This is a genomic window from Streptosporangium sp. NPDC006007, from assembly GCF_040614315.1.
Lineage (GTDB): Bacteria > Actinomycetota > Actinomycetes > Streptosporangiales > Streptosporangiaceae > Streptosporangium.
Genome location: NZ_JBEXUG010000011.1, coordinates 69,025 through 84,599 on the forward strand (window position 1 = coordinate 69,025; position 15,575 = coordinate 84,599).

Sequence of the window (15,575 nt, forward strand, 5' to 3'; positions counted from 1 at the left end):
TCACGGCTCTCCCCCTCACCGCTATCAAACGGCCCCAAACACATCAAAGGCGGGTTGATCACGGTAAGAGCCTGTCTGCATGGACAACTCGCCGAAGAGTAAGAGGTCCCGCACTCTTCCACCTTCACGCATGAAGATGGACTATTGGGGCAGCGCAGCTAGAAGCCACATCTAGCCGCCGTAATGTTCTGCCCCCGGGGAACCGGCCGTCCGCACAGGGGGCAGGACACGATCCTGCCCCCAGGCCGGTCCGCGGGGGATGGTTTGATAAAGCGAAGATCTTTTCCTGTTGACTTTTTCCGACGGTACCGGGCGTGCCGTCGCTACCTTGAGACGCGATGATCGGACGAATTCCAATCCAGGACATCCAGCCCACGGTCGACTGCGGGCACTACCCCGCCAAGGCCGCCGCGGGCGAGACCTTCGAGATCACCGCCACCGTGTTCCGGGAGGGACACGACGCGGTGGCCGCCGGAGCCGTGCTGACCGGTCCCGACGGCGTGCGCGGGCCGCTGCTGCGGATGCGCGAGCTGGGGCCCGGCACGGACCGCTGGGGCGTCGAGGTGACACTGCCCACCGAGGGCGAGTGGCACTTCCGCGTCGAGGCGTGGAGCGATCCCGTCGCCACCTGGCTGCACGACGCGGGCATCAAGATCCCGCGTGACCTGGACGCCGAGCTGATGTGCGAGGAGGGCGCCCGGCTCTTCGAGCGCGCCGCGAGAGCCGTACGGCCCGCGGACTGCCGGGCGGCGGGCGGACACCCGCCGGAGCACCGCGGCGCCCGTGATTCCCGCGATTCCCACAGTTCTCACAGTGTCCGAGAGTCCCGAGAGTCCCGCGAGTCCCCTGGCGCCCGCGATTCCCAGGGGGGCCGCGGAGCCCATGTGTGCGGGCACCGGGCCGCGTTGCAGGCGATGGCGGCCAAGCTGCGAGACGAGCGGCTCGACCCGCGGGCCCGCTTCTCGCTGGCCCAGCTTCCCGAGACCGCGGAACCGCTGCGGGCGCACCCGCTGCGGGACCTGGTGACCCGCTCCGCCAGGCGGACGGTCGTCGTGGACCGGCGCAGGGCGCTCTTCGGCTCCTGGTACGAGTTCTTCCCCCGGTCCGAGGGTGCGATCGTCGAACACGGCGTGGCCCCCAAATCCGGAAATTTCAGGACTGCCGCGAACCGGTTGCCGGGGATCGCGAAGATGGGCTTCGACGTCGTCTACCTCCCCCCCGTCCACCCGATCGGGCACAGCTTCCGCAAGGGCCGCAACAACACGCTGACGCCCGAGCCCTACGACCCGGGCTCGCCCTGGGCGATCGGCTCCGAGGAGGGCGGGCACGACGCCATCCACCCCGACCTCGGCACCTTCGAGGACTTCGACGCCTTCGTGGCCAAGACCCGCGAGTTCGGCATGGAGGTCGCCCTCGACCTGGCCCTGCAGTGCGCGCCGGACCACCCCTGGGTCAAGGAGCACCCGGAGTGGTTCAACATCCGCGCCGACGGTTCGATCGCGTACGCGGAGAACCCGCCGAAGAAGTACCAGGACATCTACCCGCTGAACTTCGACAAGGACCCCGAGGGCGTCTACGCCGAGGTCAAGCGGGTGATACGGCTGTGGATGGACCACGGCGTGCGGATCTTCCGGGTGGACAACCCGCACACCAAGCCGGTGGCGTTCTGGGAGCGGCTGCTGGCCGACATCGCCTCCACCGACCCGGACGTGCTGTTCCTCGCCGAGGCGTTCACCCGTCCGGCGATGATGCAGACGCTGGCCAAGGTCGGGTTCCACCAGTCCTACACCTATTTCACCTGGCGGAACTCCAAGCCGGAGATCGAGGAGTACTTCCACGAGCTCTCCCACCGGACCTCGCACTTCCTGCGGCCCAACCTGTTCGTCAACACGCCGGACATTCTTCACGAATACCTCCAACACGGGGGAGTCGCGGCATTCAATATCAGAGCGATTCTCGCGGCGATGGCGATGCCGACCTGGGGCGTCTATTCGGGATATGAACTCGCGGAGAATGTCCCGGTTCGCCCTGGTAGTGAAGAATACCTAGATAGCGAGAAATATCAGTACAAGCCTCGCAATTGGGCTGAGGCCGAGCGAGAAAGCCGCAGTCTGGCCCCTCTCATCACACAACTTAATTTGCTACGAAGAGCGCACCCGGCGCTCCAGGAACTGCGTAACCTACGATTCCACAACGTCGATCATCCGGACGTGGTCTGCTTCTCAAAGCGGCTACCCGGCGCCTACGACACGGCCACACGACGGCACGGCCTGGGCGACGTGGTCCTGACTGTCGTGAACCTCGATCCTCACAACACCCACGAGGCGACGGTGTCCCTGGACATGCCCGCCCTCGGTCTCGACTGGAACGCCGAATTCGTCGTCGACGACGAGCTTTCCGGACAGTCGTACCACTGGCGGCAGACCAACTACGTACGCCTCGATCCTCATATCCACTCAGCACACATCTTCACTCTGCGTGCCACGGCGAACCAGCGGTGAGCCGGCCGGGTACGCATACCGGCAAACAGCGGGGAGCCCACTGGTGAATCAGGTACCTGAGCCTATTCCGAACACCTTCGACGAGGAGAACCCTCGCGACCCGTACTGGTTCAAACGCGCCGTCTTCTACGAGGTGCTGATCCGGGGATTCGCCGACTCCAACGGGGACGGCACCGGAGACATCCGGGGCCTGATCGAGAGGCTGGACTACCTCCAGTGGCTCGGCGTGGACTGTCTCTGGCTGCTCCCGCTGTACGAGTCGCCGCTCCGCGACGGCGGCTACGACATCGCGGACTTCATGAAGATCCTGCCGGAGTTCGGCGACCTCGGGGACTTCGTGAAGCTGGTGGACGAGGCACACAAGCGCGGCATGCGGGTCATCGCCGACCTGGTGATGAACCACACCAGTGACCAGCACCCCTGGTTCCAGGCGTCCCGGCACGATCCGGAGGGGCCGTTCGGCGACTTCTACGTCTGGCACGACGACGACGAGCGCTACCAGGACGCCCGGATCATCTTCGTCGACACCGAGACGTCCAACTGGACCTACGACCCGGTGCGCCAGCAGTACTACTGGCACCGCTTCTTCCACCACCAGCCGGACCTCAACTACGAGAACCCGGACGTGCAGGACGCCATGCTGGAGGTGCTGCGGTTCTGGCTGGACCTCGGCATCGACGGGTTCCGGATGGACGCCATCCCCTACCTGTTCGAGCAGGACGGCACCAACTGCGAGAACCTGCCCAGGACGCACGCCTACCTCAGGCGGGTCAGGGCCGAGGTGGACCGGCTCTACCCCGACCGGGTGCTGCTGGCCGAGGCCAACCAGTGGCCCGCCGACGTGGTCGAGTACTTCGGCGAGCCCGCGACCGGCGGCGACGAGTGCCACATGGCGTTCCACTTCCCGCTGATGCCGCGCATCTTCATGGCGGTGCGGCGCGAGTCGCGCTACCCGATCTCGGAGATCATGGCCCAGACGCCCAAGATCCCCGAGCACTGCCAGTGGGGCATCTTCCTGCGCAACCACGACGAGCTGACGCTGGAGATGGTGAGCGACGAGGAACGCGACTACATGTACTCCGAGTACGCCAAGGACCCCCGGATGCGCGCCAACGTGGGCATCCGGCGGCGGCTGGCCCCGCTGCTGGAGAACGACCGCAACCAGATCGAGCTGTTCACCGCGCTGCTGCTGTCGCTGCCCGGCTCCCCCGTGCTCTACTACGGCGACGAGATCGGGATGGGCGACAACATCTGGCTGGGCGACCGCGACGGCGTGCGCACGCCCATGCAGTGGAGCCCGGACCGCAACGCCGGGTTCTCCAGCTGCGACCCCGGCCGCCTGTACCTCCCGGTCATCATGGACCCGATCTACGGCTACCAGGCGATCAACGTCGAGGCGCAGCAGAAGAACTCCGGGTCGCTGCTGCACTGGACCAAGCGCATGATCGACATCCGTAAGCGCCATCCGGTCTTCGGTCTCGGCGCGTTCACCGAGCTGAACTCCTCCAACCCGAGCGTGCTGGCCTACGTGCGTGAGCTGGGCGACGACCGGATGCTGTGCGTCAACAACCTGTCGCGGTTCCCGCAGCCGGTCGAGCTCGACCTGCGCCGGTTCGAGGGGTCGATACCGGTGGAGACGATGGGCGGAGTCCCGTTCCCGGCGATTGGCGAACTTCCGTATCTTTTGACGCTTCCTGGGCATGGGTTCTACTGGTTCACCCTGCCGCCCACAGCCCAGGAGGCGTAAAGCCGTGTTGACGGAGCTCCTTTCCGGCTGGATCATCCACCAACGATGGTTCGCCGGTAAGGGGCGCCCGATCGACGAACTCGGCGTCGAATTCGACACGGAGTTACGGCCCGGCCTGCGCCACCTGATCGTCTCGGTGCGCCAGGCCGGCGAGCGCGACCGCTACCAGCTGCTGCTCGGCACCGAGGGGGAGACCTCCGGGCGGTTCAGCCACGCCCGGATCGGCGACGGCTACTACGACGCCGTCTACAACCCCGACCTCACCGGCTCCCTGCTGGAGGAGATGGCCGCCGGGCGCGACCTCGGCCCGCTCCGCTTCCGCCGCCTGGAGGGAGTGGAGATCGACACCTCGCTGCGCAGCCTGGTGCTCGGCGCCGAGCAGTCCAACACCTCCCTGGTGTACGGCGAGACCTACATCTGCAAGCTGTTCCGCCGCCTGATCCCGGGCGTCAACCCGGAGCTGGAGATCGTCACCGCGCTGGCCCGCCACGGCGCCCGGCACATCGCGCAGCCGTACGGCTGGATCGAGATCGACCTCGACGGCGAGCCCACCACACTGGCGATGACCCAGGAGTTCCTGTCCACCGCCAACGACGGCTGGGCCCTGGCCCTGACCAGCGTCCGCGACCTCTACGCCTCGCTCGACCCCTCGGCCTCCAACGCGGGCGGCGACTTCAGCGCCGAGTCCTACCGGCTCGGCGTCGCCACAGCCGAGGCCCACCACGAGCTGGCCGCCGCCTTCCCCACCGGGGTGATGGGGGCCCAGGACGTCAAGCAGACGGTCGAGGACCTGCGCCGCCGCCTGGCCCAGGCGGTCATCGAGGTGCCCCGGCTCGCCGACCACGCGCGGGTGGCCGAGGAGGCCTACCGGCGGGTCGCCGACGTGGTCGCCGAGGTGCCGGTCCAGCGGGTCCACGGCGACTACCACCTGGGCCAGGTGATGCGCACGACCAGCGACTGGGTCATCCTCGACTTCGAGGGCGAGCCCGGCCAGCCGCTGGCCGAGCGCCGCGCCCTGTCCTCCCCGCTGCGGGACGTGGCCGGCATGCTCCGCTCGTTCGACTACGCGGCCCGCCACCTGCTGGCCGACCACCCCAAGGCCGACGCGCTGCGCCCCCGGGCCGTGGAGTGGGCCGACCTGAACCGCTCGTCCTTCCTGGCCGGCTACTCCGCCGGCGGTGGCCGCCTGCACGCCGAGGACGCCGTCCTGCTCCGCGCCCTGGAGATGAGCAAGGCCGTCTACGAGGTCGTCTACGAGGCCCGCAACCGCCCCACCTGGCTCCCCATCCCCCTCGCCGCCTTCCAAACCGACCGTTGACCCGCTCGCCGGGCCTCTGATCAGTCGTCCCACAGAAGGCCTCAACCGAGTCTCCGCCGCACAGAATCAGGGCCATACCCTCAAACACAATCATTAACATTAAAAATATACATAACAGACAATATCATCATGATCAATAAACTCCGGACCGGACCTTTTCGAAATACCCTCGCTAATCGCAAATTCATGATGTGATTCATCCGTTCTTCTCCGGCAAGGGTTGCCAAAGGACACACCGATGGGATGATGCACACCATGAAAGGCGTCGTTGACCTCCTCGGACGACCGACATATACAATGTCGCAGGTCGATCGCCTGCTCGGCCTGTGCCCCGGCACCGCGCGACGCTGGATTGACGGCTACGTCCGTGGCGGTCGCACCTACGATCCGGTCGTCCGGCAGCGCCACACCGGAGAAGAGACGGCCACATGGGGCGAGTTCGTCGAGACCCGCCTGCTGGCCGAGTACCGCGACGCGGGCGTTCCCATCATTAACATGCGGCCGGCCATAGCGAAGTTGCGAACCGAGACTCGATTGCAGTACCCCCTCGCACAGTCGGCGAATTTCGTGACCCCCCACGGCAAAGAGCTCGTCCAGCGAGTTCAGGAACAGGTCGGACTGCAGAAGGAACTTCTTCTCGTGGTGGTACGCAGCGGCCAGCTCGTCATGGCCGACCCTGTTGAGATCTTCGTCAGAGCAGTGGAGTTCGACAACGGAACCGCCGTGCGCATGCTCCCCGATCCGGAGCTTCCCGGCGTCAAGATCGATCCGTTACGGGCCTTCGGCGAACCCGCCGTTCGATCGGTTCCCACCGAAGTCATCGCCGAGCAGGTCAGGGCGGGCGACTCCGAAGAGACGATCTCCGAACTGTATGAACTCCCACTTGAACAGGTACGTGCCGCAGTCTTGTTCGAGAAGCGCCGCAGCGCCTGAGCCTCTGGAACGTCATGCCCCCCATAGACCCGCAGAGCATGCGCTTTTTCGTTGACGAGACCTCTCTCGGCGTTGGCCGGGCTCTGGCCCTTCTGCGCCGGGACGTCATCCACACCAACCATCGGCTCATCCCCGAGGTGCCTCTCGGCGCGCTGGACGATGACTGGATTCCCAAGGTGGCGGCCAGGGAACTGGTAGTGATCACACGGGACAAACGCATCCGCACCAAGCACGCGAAGGCCATACTCTACGCCCAAAATGGGCTACGTGTGTTCTGGATCGCCGGTAAGAAGGATCTCTCCAATTGGGACACCATGTGCCTGCTGGCACGCCGGTGGAATGACATCGAACGGGAAATCAAGGAGCGTGGTCCCGGCCCCTGGTTCATGGGGATCAGCGAGACCAAGCTCAGCGACATGCGGATCGCACTCCACGGGCAGTGGTAAGTCCACTGCCTTGTACGGCGAACTGCTCCCGCACACCTGGCGCGCCCGACAGCGCGGTGGAAGCCCTTTGGGGTGCGATCGATCTCGGCCTGGGGATCCTTGCCGGCCATCTCGCGCTTGCAGCGCATCCGTGAAAGGCATCCACCGGCATGTGGAACCAAGTCCCGGCCAGGATGTCGAGAAGTTCCCCGGCGATGCCGGTCCGGTCACCTCGGCGAGGGTCGGTGACAACCGCGCCCGGCCGCCCCCCAGCCGCATGGAGCCTCGCGAGTGATGTGCGGCGCGCTCTCCGGCTCGGCGCCCCGCCCTCCCTCGCCCGCGGCGGCCGGCGGTCAGGGAACCAGTGTGATCTCGGGATATCGCCGGTCCGGCGTGTCGAACAGGTGTGTGGCCCGTCCCTTGAGATGCAGGTCGAAGAAGGCGGTGATGTGGGCACGCTGCACCGCCACCGACCGTGCCGGATCGATCGTGCCGACGAGATCCTTGACCTGCGGCAGCATGACCTGCAGGTCGGTGAACGAGCCATGCGCAGCGCCGGCCAGCCTCAGCTCGCGCCTCCATCCGCCGGAGGCGTTCCAGAAGGACTTCCAGGTAGGATCGCCCGCCCGGGTGTGCGCCTGGGCCGCGAACTGCAGGAACGGCCTGCGCACCCCTGTCCGTGCCACGGGACCCACGTAGGAGCCGTCGAGGTTGACGCCCGCGTCGACGCGAGGGTCGTCGTGGGCGAGCTGGGCGGCCACGGATCCGCCGATGGACTGGCCGAGTATCCCGATCTTCGAGAGGTCCGCGACACCGCGCAGTCCGGCGATCTTGTCAAGGCGGCCGAGTACGAACCTCATGTCCGCCAGACGGATCCCGGCGTGCTTTCCGAGCAGCTTCGCGATGACGCTCGGCGTCAGCTTCGACGGTAGCGGGACGGCCCGCTCGACCCTCCCCCCGGGGAACTCGACCTGATCGGCCTCGTAGGTGTGGTCCACGGTGACCACCAGGTAGCCACGGCTGGCCAGCTCCTCCACGAGCACCGTGCCGAGGGTCCGCGGCCCACCGTCCCCCGCCGAGAACAGCACCACCGGCAGCGCCCCGGCCTTCCGGTCGACCGGCGCCCCTTCCCGGGCGTGGGTCGTCGTGGCGGCCCAGTCCACGCTGCCCCGTTTGATTCCCATCGCGGGTGCCGAGCGCCGGTCCCAGTCGGCCGCCGCCATCCGTGACATGTGCGGTGCCGGAGGACGATCGGAGGGTCCGGCCGGATACCAGAGGCTCACCATCAGCTCCCGATACGGCCGCGCCTTCACCAGCGGATCCCGCCGCGACGAGTCAACCAGCCGCAACGCACGGGTGCCGATCGAATACCGCCCCGTGGGGGCGGGCAACGTCACCTTGACTGCGGGGGCGGGGGAGGCGGCGAGCGTGGTGGCCGCCCCGGCGATCGTCGCTCCGCCGGCGGTGGCCGCGGCCGTACCGGAGGCGGCGTGGGCGGGGTGGGCCGTCGACGGGACGGCGGTGGTGGTCGCGAGGGCGAGCGCGGCGATGGCCACGCGGCGGCGTGTGAATGCGGTGGTCGGCATGTGGTCGGCTCCGTTCTCGATGCGTATTCCTGGTTCAGGAGCTTTCCAGCGATCTTCCGGCCCGCACGAGCGGCCGGGAGCTGATCCGGCCATACGACTTCGGGCTGACCCTCCTCCCAGGGGAGGAGGGAATTCGGCCTGGCAGATCGCCTAGTGTGGCGATATGAACGGCCGGCCCCGGATGCTCGACGCCCTGCCGGCCGCCGCGATCTTCCTCGTCACCCTCGGCCCCGGCCAGGTTCTGCGGGGCGGTCTTGAGGTGGTGCTCCTCCAGGTCGGCCTCGTGCTGCCCCTGGTGTGGCGGCGGCGCGCCCCGCTGACGGTGTTCGCGGTGATCGCGACGGTGGCGGGCCTTCAGTGGCTGGCCGGTGTTCAGCTGCCCGCGGACGTGGCGCTGCTGGTGGCCCTGTACACCGTCGGCGCGCACGCGACGTGGCCGCGCACGCTCACGGCCGCGGCGGTGGTCGAGGCCGGGGCGGTGCTGGCCTCGGCACGGTGGGCGCCCGAGGGGCAGTTCCTCCTGTCGGTGACGGCGTTGACGGCGATGATCGCCGCCGCGGCCGTCACCGGCACGAGCATGCGGACCAGGCGTGCCTACCTCGCCGCGCTGGAACGCGACCGCGACCAGCGCGCCCGGCTCGCGGTCGCCGAGGACCGGGCCCGGATGGCACGCGACATGCACGACATCGTCACCCATAACCTCTCCGTCATGATCGCCCTCGCTGACAGCGCCCACTACGTCGGCGCCGACGCCCCGGACAAGGTGTCCGCCGCCGTCGGCCAGATAGCGGAAACCGGCCGCCAGGCCTTGGCCGACATGCGCCGTAGCCTCGCCCCGCACTCCGACGACCACGAGCCGGACGCGGCCGGCGGGACGGGATCGCGGGCGGCCGGCGACCTGCGGCGGCACCCGACACCCGGTCTCGCCCAGCTCCCGGCCCTGGTCGACCGGCTGCGAGCCGCCGGGCTAGCGGCCGGCCTCCAGACGTACGGCGACGCCGCCCGGATCCCGGCCGCCGCCCAGCTCACCGTCTACCGCCTGACCCAGGAGGCCCTGACCAACGTGCTCAAACACACCCCGCCCGGAACCCGCGCCGAGGTCCGGATCGAGGTCTCGCCCGAGGCCGTCACCCTGGAGGTCACCGACAACGGCACCGCCCCGGCGGCCGTCGGCGGCGGGCACGGCGTCGAAGGCATGCGTGACCGGGTGGCCGCCTACGGCGGAACCTTCCGGGCAGGCCCACTCCCGGCGGGGGGCTGGCGGGTATCGGCTCGGCTGGATCTCACCGCGACCCACCGTGGGACGCTCCGGGAGGGCTCGCGAGACGGGAGCGCGGCGTGACGATTCGCATCCTCCTCGCCGATGACGAGTCGCTGCTGCGCATGGCCTTCACCATGGTTCTCGGGATCCAGCCCGACATGTCGGTGGTAGGTGAGGCCGCCGACGGGGCACAGGCCGAACGCCTGGCACGTCAACTCCACCCCGACGTCGTCCTCATGGACATTCGCATGCCGGGCACCGACGGCATCGAGGCCACCCGCCGGATCGTCCGCGCCTGCCCGCGGACCCGAGTGCTCATTCTGACCACCTTCGACCTGGACGAATACGCCTTCGCGGGCCTCAAGGCGGGCGCGTCCGGCTTCCTGCTGAAGAACTCCCGCCCGGACGATCTACTGGCCGCCATCCGCAGCATCGCCGACGGCGACGCGGTGGTGTCCCCGAGGATCACCCGTCGCCTGCTGGAGAACTTCGCCCCGCAACTGCTCAACGGCGGCGGCCCCGATCAGGACGGACGGCTCGCCCGCCTGACCACCCGCGAACGCCAAGTGCTCATCCAGGTGGGCCGTGGCCTGTCCAACGCGGAGATCGCCGCGGCCCTGCACCTGGCCGAGGCGACCGTGAAAACCCACCTGGGCAGAATCCTGGACAAACTCCAGCTACGCGACCGGGTACAGGCCGTGGTTTTCACCTACGAGTCCGGCCTCATCCAGCCGGGTTGACCAGCCCGTCCGAGCCCTCTTCAGCGGCTGGAGCGGAGCGACAGCCATGATCGTCTCACTCCCCGGTCGCCGGCGGATCACGGGTTGAGCGGGAAGGGAAGGGCCGCGTCGTGGACCCGCGTCGGACACGGGGACGGCCCCCTCGATGAGCATGGCCGACTCGGCTTCGATGTCGATCGTGATGAAACCGCCGTGGCGGCTCAACGCGTAGGACACGAGAAGCCTCTGGCGGCCGTCAGGGACTTCTCTTGGTGCTGAGAGCAGGATTAGAAGCAATGCCGGGGAGTTAAACGTCTCCCGTTTTGCTGATTTGACCACCTGTTAGCCTGCGCGTATGGAAGATCTGGGACCCGTGGCTTGGCCACCTGAGCCGATTAGGACCAAGCGGCTCGTGCTCCGTGAGCCCGAGGCCCGGGACCGTGCGGCTTCCATCGAGCTGCTTGCCTCGCCAGAGGTGCACACCTACCTCGGCGGCCCCCGGCCGCGTGACGAGCTTGAGCGCGAAATGTCCGGGGCTCCCGAGCGGCGGCCCGGGAGCTTCGTCGTTGATCTCGACGGGTCGATGATCGGCCAGATCCTGTTAAGGAGAGCAACGGGGCACCGTCACCCGGCTGCCGTGGGGAAGGCCGATCTCGGCTACCTGTTCCTGCCGCGGGCGTGGGGATTCGGGTACGCCGCCGAGGCGTGCGCGGCGGCACTCGGCTGGCTCACCGGCGCGCTTCCCGGCGAGCCGGTGGTGCTCACCACCCAGACCGCCAACGTCCGCTCGATGCGTCTCGCGGCGAAGCTGGGGTTCACCGAGGTGGAGCGGTTCGAGGCCTGGGGCGCCGAGCAGTGGCTCGGCATGTGGTCTCCGGTCACGCCGTCCAGTTGAGTTTGCGACGGAACCGCCGGGAAGCACCCGCCCATCCACGCGCGAGCGTCCTGCAACCGCGACGTGCCCGCGCGCATGCCGGGCGTCACCTCTAAAAGCAACGCCGTTCAGGGCTCGTTCCTGGCCCGGCTCGGCGCGCTGACCGTGCGGATCATCGACGCCGAGAGCTGAAATCCACAATCCTGGGCGGGTGGGTTCTCCCAGCCGGGATCGAGCAGGAGATCCGGGCCCTGCTGGTGGCCTACCAGGCGCTGCGGACCGCGATGACCGACGCCACCGACAGCGTCCCGAACACCGACCCGGACCGCGCAGGATTCACCATCGCGCTATCTGACGCCCGCGACCAACTCGTCCTGGCCGCGGGCATCATCACCGACACCGCCATCGACCTGGCCGGAGTCATCGGCCGCCACGTGCCGGCCCAGCTCCTGCCCAAGCGGCGGGTCCGCACCAAAGACCGCATCGTCAAACGAGCGATCTCCAAGTACAACGCACGCGGACCCGCCATCGACCGGACCACCTACAAGGCCACCATCAGCGTCAGCATGCTCCCGACCGACCCTTGACAGCATCCAGTCCGCTCTAACCGAACGGCGTTGGGATTAGAAGTCGAACTCGCCCTTCTTGGCGCCGTCGACGAAGGCATCCCACACACCGGCACTCAGCACGAACGGCGCCCGCTCCGGGGCCTCGGTGTCCCGCAGACCAACCCGGCCACCCGACAACGGAGCCACCTCAAGGCAGTTCCCCTGGTTGGACGCGCTCTTGGTCGCCTTACGCCAGGCCGCGGTCTCCAGCTCGTCACTCAGGTCCATAATCTCTGCGCCTCTCTGATCAACTCGATCGAGACATGCTGTGGATGTGCCCCAGCTCGGATGGTGTCATATCGGGCGTGAATCGCCTCGACATCTTCCAACCGATCCGTCACGTGGCCGTGAATCGCAGATTCGATATATACCGTATCCGCACTTCCTGGTAGCTGCGCGATAATAAATCCCCCCGAGGTGCCGGTGGTCGCCCCAAGCGCCAAGGGGACGACTTGGATGCCGATCCTCGGCAGATCGACTGCTTCCAGGAGGCGTTCGACCTGACGGAGCATGATCTCTTTACCGCCGATCGGACGGTGCAGGACTCCTTCGTCGAGGACAACCCAGAGCATCGACCGAGTCAACAGGGCAAAAGCTGCCTGTCGCTCCATTCGTGCCTGCACGGCCTTCTCCACCTGCTCATCCGTTATGCCGGGCTCACCTCGGATCACCACTCGCGCATATTCCTCCGTTTGGAGAAGGCCAGGCACGACGAGCGGTTCCCAAGTATGCAGGGATTGAGCCTCTCGCTCGATGTCCAGCCAGCCGCGGAACCAGCGGGGGCTTGCCGCGCGGGTGAGGTGTTCCCAGAGACGGACAAGCTCTCCACCTGCCTCCAGGGCGTCGTCACAGCGCTGGACGAAGTTGCGGCTTGGCGTGCGCTGACCCCTTTCGATGAAGCCGACCAAGCTCATGCTGAATTGGATGATTTCCGCCAGGCGCTCTTGGGACATGTCAGCCCCTTTTCGGTGCTTGCGGAGTTCGGCCCCGAAAAGAACCAAGGGCTTTCCTGGCGGGTCAAGCTCGGAGGACACGGACATTTCAACTCCGTCCGATGAGTTGGGGGGAGGAACGCCACATCGGCACCACAAATGCCACAGCCGCACTACAAACTGTCTTGGCGGCGTGCCGGGGGTTCTGATACCCAACGTATCCCGCCGGAGGCACTCTGTGAAGAGTCTCGGAAAGCAAGAACGCCGCCGGAGAGGCCTTTTTATGCACGCAGGGCGCACCCCCAGGAAAACGTCGTCAAAATCACCTTCTATGTCCGGATAAGAGGGGTGAAGAATGAACACGAGGAGATCGAAAACATATGATTCAGCGAGTGATTCACCGACCTTCCGGATACAGAGCTGTCACCACCTCGTAAGCCGCGCGGGAACAGTCCGGCCACCCGAGGGGGTCGCGGCGTGATCTGGCATGACACCTGGACACGGATGAGCGGGCGGCACCGGCGTGGCGAGCCCGTCATGCCGGTCCCTCCCCGCCCCTGGGACGTGGCCAAGCAGGCCGCCGCCCGGCGGATGGACCTGACCGAGCCCGCGTGGACCGTCTGGTACGGCCTGGGGGCGCGGCGCTTCTACGCCGTCGCCACCTGGCCCGCCCCCGAGCCCCTGATCGTGCAGGCCCGCACCGCCGACGAGCTGTGCGCCCTGATGCGCGAGGCCGAGCAGGCGACGCCGTCACCCACTTGGCTCGTCCCGAACGGCCCCGCACAGCCGTCCCCACCCTCATCCTCGGCACCGGCTCCGGCCACGGCCGACCGGCCCGGCCCAGCCCAGCCCGCCGGACGCCTCCCCCACTCCTGTCGATCCCCCCCGCGCACACCTCACCCCCACCCGGAGAAGCTCCGACGCCCATAGCGCCGGACGGCCTGCGCACCGTCTGCTGGGACCTGCCCCACGACCGTTCGCTGGTTCTCAGTGTTTCTCAGTGAGTACCGGCGAGTCGCCGCGTTGCCGCGACGGCGTTCCCCGTTTTCCGGGGTTCCCGTTTCGCCGGTGCGTGCCCGGCGCGGACGCCGGGTCTTACCGCTCCTCCACGGGCGTTTTCCGTCTCCCCGCGACTCTGGGCGACGTCGGCCGCGAGCGCGGCCAGGTTGAGCGCGGCGTTATGGTCCCGGTCCAGGACCAGGCCGCACCCGGTGCAGGCGTAGGTGCGTTCGGACAGGGCGAGCCTGGCTTTCACCGCGCCGCATCCCGAACACGTCTTACCGGAGGCAAACCAGCGGCCGGCGACGACCAGACGGCCGCTGTTCCACCCGGTTTTGTAGGTGAGCTGCCGCCGCACCTCGGCCATGCCGACATCGGCGACCGCACGGGCCAGACGCCGGCCGGCGAGCATGCCGGACACGTTCAGGGCTTCGACCACGACCGTGCCGTAGATACCGGCCAGGCGGCTGGTGAGCTGGTGGACGCCGTCGCGCCGCCGGTTGGCGACGCGCGTGTGCGCCTTGCCGAGCGCCGCCCTGGACTTGGCCCAGCGGGCGGACGGCTCGCGCCCGCCGCCGTCGGGGGTGCGCGGGCCGACACGGCGGGCGAGTTACCTGTTCAGCCTGCGCAGCCGCTTCAACGCCGACCGGTGATGCCCGGGGTTGGCGTCGACCTCTCCGGTGGACAGCACCGCGAGGTCCTTCACGCCGAGGTCCACTCCCACGACCGTAGCCGGGTGGTCCGAAATGCGTTCGGTGCGGTCGAGTTCGCAGGTGAACGCGACGAACCAGCGGCCACCCTCCCACCGGACCGTGGCCGACAGGATCCGGCCGGTGCCACGTTCCAGATGCCGGGCGAGCTTGCGTGTGGACTCGTGGGTGCGGATCGTCCCGAGCCGGGGCAGCCTCACATGGCGGCGGCCGGCCTCCCGCTGCTCAAACGCGTCGCTCCGCCGATCGCCGCCCTGATCGGCCTCGTCCTGACCGGCCGGCTGATCCGCTGGGCCCCGCGCCCTCGGAGCGACCGCGACCGCCCCGGCAATCACTGAACCATTGGGTGGGACCCGATGGTCCCACGCCCGTCAAACGGTGTTCCGAGGGTGCCCGATCAGCATTGGAAAGCGTATAAGCCGGGCCGGGCCTACTCCGCTGAGATGCCATGTTGAGTACGGAAGGCCTCCACCTCGGCGTCACTCGAATCGACACAGAATTCATTTCCATCCGGGTCTGCCATGACTATCCAACCTATGTCATCCACCCTGCGATGCTCGCTGATGACGGTGGCTCCCAGATCTATCAGACGGGCCACCTCCCGAGCCAGACTAACCTCGCCGGGATTCAGATGCATGTGTAGCCGGCTCCCCACGCCGGGTGTTTTGTCACTGTGTAAAAAAAGTATCCGTGACGGCTGGTTGCCCTGAGGGAGATCCACCCAGCACCCGGAGGGGCCCGTATCGACCGGCAGATCACCAAGCGCGGCGCCCCAGAATCGCGCAAGCTTGAGTGGAACCTGAGACTGGAAGACCAGGTATCTGAACAGCGAGGCCATGTGCCCAGTGTCGCAGAACCCTCAGATGCCCGGAAGGGGTAACACGTACTCATGGTGATCACATTAGCGCCGAGAGTGCATATTAGATATTCGGTTTCACTGTAACTGAGCTTGAAAGGCTGAA

Annotated in this window: 16 protein-coding genes and 1 pseudogene; 11 read left to right on the top strand and 6 right to left on the bottom strand. The window is 67.5% G+C overall.

Annotation, left to right across the window (positions count from 1 at the left end; all coding sequences use genetic code 11):
* Positions 1 to 338: 338 nt before the first annotated feature.
* From ABZ194_RS11595 to ABZ194_RS11615, 5 genes are all read left to right on the top strand, one after another.
* A complete protein-coding gene (locus ABZ194_RS11595) occupies positions 339 to 2,501 on the top strand; it encodes an alpha-1,4-glucan--maltose-1-phosphate maltosyltransferase (RefSeq protein ID WP_355594983.1) in 2,163 nt (720 codons plus the stop codon).
* Positions 2,502 to 2,544: 43 nt separating this feature from the next.
* On the top strand, positions 2,545 to 4,248 hold the full coding sequence (gene treS / locus ABZ194_RS11600; RefSeq protein ID WP_355594985.1) for a maltose alpha-D-glucosyltransferase: 1,704 nt from the start codon (positions 2,545 to 2,547) through the stop codon (positions 4,246 to 4,248).
* Between the two features lie 4 nt (positions 4,249 to 4,252).
* Positions 4,253 to 5,566, top strand: a complete 1,314-nt coding sequence (locus tag ABZ194_RS11605) for a phosphotransferase (RefSeq protein ID WP_355594987.1) — start codon at positions 4,253 to 4,255, stop codon at positions 5,564 to 5,566.
* A 255-nt stretch (positions 5,567 to 5,821) separates the two neighbouring features.
* Positions 5,822 to 6,499: a DUF433 domain-containing protein gene (locus ABZ194_RS11610; RefSeq protein WP_355594989.1), complete on the top strand. Its 678-nt coding sequence runs from the start codon at positions 5,822 to 5,824 to the stop codon at positions 6,497 to 6,499.
* A 38-nt stretch (positions 6,500 to 6,537) separates the two neighbouring features.
* Positions 6,538 to 6,945 carry a hypothetical protein gene (locus tag ABZ194_RS11615; protein WP_355594991.1) on the top strand — a complete coding sequence of 136 codons (408 nt, stop codon included), beginning with the start codon at positions 6,538 to 6,540 and terminating at the stop codon, positions 6,943 to 6,945.
* A gap of 332 nt (positions 6,946 to 7,277) precedes the next feature.
* Here ABZ194_RS11615 and ABZ194_RS11620 read toward each other — a convergent pair whose 3' ends face one another.
* Positions 7,278 to 8,510 (bottom strand): lipase, encoded by a 1,233-nt coding sequence (locus ABZ194_RS11620; RefSeq protein ID WP_355594993.1) that lies wholly within the window; start codon positions 8,508 to 8,510, stop codon positions 7,278 to 7,280.
* A 163-nt stretch (positions 8,511 to 8,673) separates the two neighbouring features.
* On the opposite strand from ABZ194_RS11620, the gene ABZ194_RS11625 reads away from it, so the two are divergent.
* The 4 genes from ABZ194_RS11625 (at position 8,674) to ABZ194_RS11640 (ending at position 11,951) form a co-directional block, all read left to right on the top strand.
* A complete protein-coding gene (locus tag ABZ194_RS11625) occupies positions 8,674 to 9,852 on the top strand; it encodes a histidine kinase (protein WP_355594995.1) in 1,179 nt (392 codons plus the stop codon).
* Complete coding sequence (locus ABZ194_RS11630; RefSeq protein ID WP_355594997.1) at positions 9,849 to 10,511, top strand: response regulator transcription factor; 663 nt, start codon at positions 9,849 to 9,851, stop codon at positions 10,509 to 10,511. Before ABZ194_RS11625 ends, ABZ194_RS11630 begins: the two co-directional genes overlap by 4 nt.
* Positions 10,512 to 10,845: 334 nt before the next feature.
* The gene (locus tag ABZ194_RS11635; protein ID WP_355594999.1) at positions 10,846 to 11,385 is read left to right on the top strand and encodes a GNAT family N-acetyltransferase; all 540 of its coding nucleotides are present in this window, start codon (positions 10,846 to 10,848) and stop codon (positions 11,383 to 11,385) included.
* A gap of 236 nt (positions 11,386 to 11,621) precedes the next feature.
* On the top strand, positions 11,622 to 11,951 hold the full coding sequence (locus ABZ194_RS11640) for a hypothetical protein (protein ID WP_355595001.1): 330 nt from the start codon (positions 11,622 to 11,624) through the stop codon (positions 11,949 to 11,951).
* Positions 11,952 to 11,987: 36 nt separating this feature from the next.
* Here the strand turns inward: ABZ194_RS11640 and ABZ194_RS11645 are convergent, their stop codons facing one another.
* On the bottom strand, positions 11,988 to 12,200 hold the full coding sequence (locus ABZ194_RS11645; protein WP_355595003.1) for a DUF397 domain-containing protein: 213 nt from the start codon (positions 12,198 to 12,200) through the stop codon (positions 11,988 to 11,990).
* The gene (locus ABZ194_RS11650) at positions 12,191 to 13,006 is read right to left on the bottom strand and encodes a helix-turn-helix transcriptional regulator (protein ID WP_355595005.1); all 816 of its coding nucleotides are present in this window, start codon (positions 13,004 to 13,006) and stop codon (positions 12,191 to 12,193) included. The genes ABZ194_RS11645 and ABZ194_RS11650 overlap by 10 nt, the downstream gene beginning before the upstream one ends.
* A 375-nt stretch (positions 13,007 to 13,381) precedes the next feature.
* Between ABZ194_RS11650 and ABZ194_RS11655 the strand changes: the two genes are divergently transcribed.
* A complete protein-coding gene (locus tag ABZ194_RS11655) occupies positions 13,382 to 13,834 on the top strand; it encodes a hypothetical protein (protein ID WP_355595007.1) in 453 nt (150 codons plus the stop codon).
* 67 nt (positions 13,835 to 13,901) lie between these two features.
* On the opposite strand, the pseudogene ABZ194_RS11660 reads toward ABZ194_RS11655, so the two are convergent.
* Positions 13,902 to 14,462, bottom strand: a pseudogene (locus tag ABZ194_RS11660) (RNA-guided endonuclease TnpB family protein); the annotation flags it as partial.
* A gap of 51 nt (positions 14,463 to 14,513) precedes the next feature.
* Complete coding sequence (locus ABZ194_RS11665; RefSeq protein WP_355595009.1) at positions 14,514 to 14,813, bottom strand: hypothetical protein; 300 nt, start codon at positions 14,811 to 14,813, stop codon at positions 14,514 to 14,516.
* On the opposite strand from ABZ194_RS11665, the gene ABZ194_RS11670 reads away from it, so the two are divergent.
* Positions 14,814 to 14,951 carry a hypothetical protein gene (locus ABZ194_RS11670; RefSeq protein WP_355595011.1) on the top strand — a complete coding sequence of 46 codons (138 nt, stop codon included), beginning with the start codon at positions 14,814 to 14,816 and terminating at the stop codon, positions 14,949 to 14,951.
* Between the two features lie 92 nt (positions 14,952 to 15,043).
* Here the strand turns inward: ABZ194_RS11670 and ABZ194_RS11675 are convergent, their stop codons facing one another.
* Positions 15,044 to 15,451, bottom strand: coding sequence for a VOC family protein (locus ABZ194_RS11675; protein WP_355595013.1), 408 nt, complete (start codon positions 15,449 to 15,451; stop codon positions 15,044 to 15,046).
* Positions 15,452 to 15,575 lie beyond the last annotated feature (124 nt).

What these genes read in the sequence shown, in the direction of transcription:
- ABZ194_RS11670 (WP_355595011.1), top strand. Translation starts at nt 14,814, where the DNA reads ATGGCGGCGGCCGGCCTCCCGCTGCTCAAACGCGTCGCTCCGCCGATC.
- ABZ194_RS11625 (WP_355594995.1), top strand. Translation starts at nt 8,674, where the DNA reads ATGAACGGCCGGCCCCGGATGCTCGACGCCCTGCCGGCCGCCGCGATC.
- ABZ194_RS11595 (WP_355594983.1), top strand. Translation starts at nt 339, where the DNA reads ATGATCGGACGAATTCCAATCCAGGACATCCAGCCCACGGTCGACTGC.
- ABZ194_RS11610 (WP_355594989.1), top strand. Translation starts at nt 5,822, where the DNA reads ATGAAAGGCGTCGTTGACCTCCTCGGACGACCGACATATACAATGTCG.
- ABZ194_RS11635 (WP_355594999.1), top strand. Translation starts at nt 10,846, where the DNA reads ATGGAAGATCTGGGACCCGTGGCTTGGCCACCTGAGCCGATTAGGACC.
- ABZ194_RS11615 (WP_355594991.1), top strand. Translation starts at nt 6,538, where the DNA reads ATGCGCTTTTTCGTTGACGAGACCTCTCTCGGCGTTGGCCGGGCTCTG.
- ABZ194_RS11675 (WP_355595013.1), bottom strand. Translation starts at nt 15,451, where the DNA reads ATGGCCTCGCTGTTCAGATACCTGGTCTTCCAGTCTCAGGTTCCACTC.
- ABZ194_RS11620 (WP_355594993.1), bottom strand. Translation starts at nt 8,510, where the DNA reads ATGCCGACCACCGCATTCACACGCCGCCGCGTGGCCATCGCCGCGCTC.
- ABZ194_RS11645 (WP_355595003.1), bottom strand. Translation starts at nt 12,200, where the DNA reads ATGGACCTGAGTGACGAGCTGGAGACCGCGGCCTGGCGTAAGGCGACC.